We start from the raw sequence: 2,696 nt of genomic DNA, 5'->3' as shown, positions 1-2,696 counted from the left end.
ATCAAATGGGAGAAAAGCTCCGCTTACCTCTTACCGGCCAGGCCTGGGATCAGACCAGAAGTCAAATCGGCCCAGAAAGGCAGGCATTCTTATTGCAGACGTTACCGTGAGGTTTGTAGCGACGCGCTTCAGGCTACATGTGGACAGGCGCAATGGCCGTGAAGGACGAGTTCGGGCAAGCGGACTGCAACTTTGCGCGACCGGTGTCTGGTGGAAATGTTCGGGCCAGGGTTCGCGCTCCAGATCAGGTTGAGGATGGCGAGGCAATTAACTCGAGAGAGGCTGGAGCCGGTCCCCAGTCCGGCAGACGAAGGCTTAACGCGCCGGGCGGTGTTGGGCGCCACCATCGGCAATATGCTCGAATTCTACGACTTCGGCACCTATAGCTTTTTCGCAATACAGATCGGTCAGGCGTTCTTCCCGGCAACCGACCAGTTCGCCAGCCTCATGCTGTCACTCGGAACCTTCGGCGCGGGTTTTGTGACCAGGCCAATCGGGTCCATCGTGCTCGGCTCCTATTCGGATCGGGTTGGCCGCCGGCCTGCCATGACCGCCAGCTTTGCTATGATGAGCGTCGCGGTCCTATTATTGGCCATTACGCCATCGTACGAGACAATAGGATTTGCCGCTCCGTTGCTAGCCATCTTCGCACGCTTGCTGCAGGGCTTTGCTCTCGGAGGCGAAGTCGGTCCAACGACAGCCTACTTGATGGAAGCGGCACCAGCCAAAGCCCGCGGTCTTGCTGTCTCCTTTCAGCCCGCGAGCCAACAGGTCGCTGCGACGGCTGGAGCGTTGGTTGGAGAAATACTCTCGCTCACCATGACAAGTGAGGCGCTCAATGCATACGGATGGCGGATCGCGCTGTTGCTCGGCGCCGTTACTTTGCCGTTCGGACTTTGGCTGCGGAGCGTCCTACCCGAAACGTTTCTCCGCCCGGAGGCGCCGGTTCTGGTCACCCGGCCTGTAAGGCGATCGCCCGCCGCTCGCCGCATCATGAGCTTGGGATTCGTCATCTTGGCCAGCTGCACGATCACTACTTACGTTACGGGATATATGACCACCTACGCCTTGAACACCCTCCACGTATCCGCGCCTCTCGCCTTCGGCGCCACGCTCATCAGCAATATGGCAGGCATTGCTGCGGCGCTGTTGGGCGGCCTGCTCGCCGACCGCGCAGGCCGCCGGCGCGTCATGATATGGCCGCAGGCAGCTGCGTTGCTGATGATCTATCCGGTATTCTTGTGGATTGCAGAGAGCCGCAGCGCCTTCGCACTTTTAGGAGGCCTCGGCACGCTCACCCTTATCGGAACGGTTCCGTATAGCGCCTTCTACGTAAGCATGGCCGAGAGTTTGCCCAGGAACATTCGTGGTGGCGCCTTCGGGACGACTTACGCTTTTGCCATAGGCATTTTCGGAGGCACAGCTCAACTGGTCGTCACATGGCTGATCTACTTGACCGGGAGCGCACTCGCGCCCGCCTGGTACATGCTTTTCGCGAGCGCGGCCGGGCTCTTTGCCATGGTGATGATGCCGGAGACGGCGCCACTCAATTTCGAGCGAAACCATAGACGAACATCTGTAACGGCACGATCGCCGCCCTAGTAGCTTAGCCGAACAGGTAAGGATGACATCTGTGACGTCCGAAATGCGAACATCGAGCAGGAGCACGGTATGGGGCTAGCCCGAACAGCAATCTATCCTGAAAACTGGCGCAGCTTGACATCGTGAAGGAGTTCCGGCCGTAACGGCAGCGTCGCGGTCTGAAACGGCTTTCTCCGTTTACCCAACGTTCGCCGATGCTGCAGTTGAGCGATCGGGCTGCCGTCACCCGCCGGCTGGAGTGAGCAATGACTCTGATCATCTTTAGAGAACAAGAAGGCGCGGCTCGCACCATCCGCCAGCGTAAACGAACGGCATAAGGATGCGGCCGCTGACGGAGCAGCGGCCGCACGAGGCTCGATCCTCATTCTCTGCTTGATTGTTTTCCGTCGTCAGTGCAGCACGCACGCGGGATCGGTCAAGCAAAAAAACAGATCGCAGATACCATTCAATGGGTCATCGGCGCACTGAGGATACGATGTATCGGCTACCTGCACGCTGGAGGTGAGCGGTTGCGCGGCAACTTCTGCAGCAAATGGAGGTACCGCCGCGGTCGCAAGTGCGAGGGCGCTCGCCGTCACCAAAACTGACTTCTTCATTGGGAGATCGCTTCCCTAGGTTAGCCCCAGCCGTGGTGACGGTCTATATGACGACGCTACAATCGGTAAAATTGATTTTCTTGATCAGATCTATCGACCGAATGGATAAGTTCGGCCATCACCGCATCGCTCCGTCTACCCGCTCGGAACCTGTAGACCTACTTATGATCGGATGCTCGTCGCACCTCCGTCGATGCATTTCTCGGAGCACCCGACTAGGGTCTGTTTGGATTCAGGATTGAACTTCCCAGCCGGAACGATTCAAACTCAATCCGCTGCAGAAATGCCGGGGCCAAACACCTAGTTTTCCGTTAATTTCTCGGCGTCAGCTTACGGACAGCTAAGCTGCTTATCTGCGGAGTCAGGTCTAACGACCTGAAACACAATGCAACCGGCATAGGAGTGTGGTCGTCATGGACGATCGAGTTAACAATATGTCGCATGTTCCATCCTACGATGAGTATCATTACGCTAGCCCGTCTTATTCGTAAAGGACCG

2 protein-coding genes are annotated in these 2,696 nt (G+C 57.6%); one reads left to right on the top strand and one right to left on the bottom strand.

What is annotated here, in order from left to right; translation table 11 throughout:
• The first annotated feature begins 255 nt into the window (after positions 1–255).
• The gene (locus IC50_RS37955; RefSeq protein WP_171463743.1) at positions 256–1,602 is read left to right on the top strand and encodes a citrate-proton symporter; all 1,347 of its coding nucleotides are present in this window, start codon (positions 256–258) and stop codon (positions 1,600–1,602) included.
• 389 nt (positions 1,603–1,991) lie between these two features.
• Here the strand turns inward: IC50_RS37955 and IC50_RS37950 are convergent, their stop codons facing one another.
• Positions 1,992–2,198 (bottom strand): hypothetical protein, encoded by a 207-nt coding sequence (locus tag IC50_RS37950; protein ID WP_011084669.1) that lies wholly within the window; start codon positions 2,196–2,198, stop codon positions 1,992–1,994.
• Between the last annotated feature and the right edge of the window lie 498 nt (positions 2,199–2,696).

Source organism: Bradyrhizobium genomosp. I (2014) (assembly GCF_000261685.1).
GTDB lineage: Bacteria > Pseudomonadota > Alphaproteobacteria > Rhizobiales > Xanthobacteraceae > Bradyrhizobium.
Note: the sequence above shows the minus strand (reverse complement) of the source record. Positions and strands in the feature narration are given on the sequence as shown.

What these genes read in the sequence shown, in the direction of transcription:
- IC50_RS37955 (WP_171463743.1), top strand. Translation starts at nt 256, where the DNA reads ATGGCGAGGCAATTAACTCGAGAGAGGCTGGAGCCGGTCCCCAGTCCG.
- IC50_RS37950 (WP_011084669.1), bottom strand. Translation starts at nt 2,198, where the DNA reads ATGAAGAAGTCAGTTTTGGTGACGGCGAGCGCCCTCGCACTTGCGACC.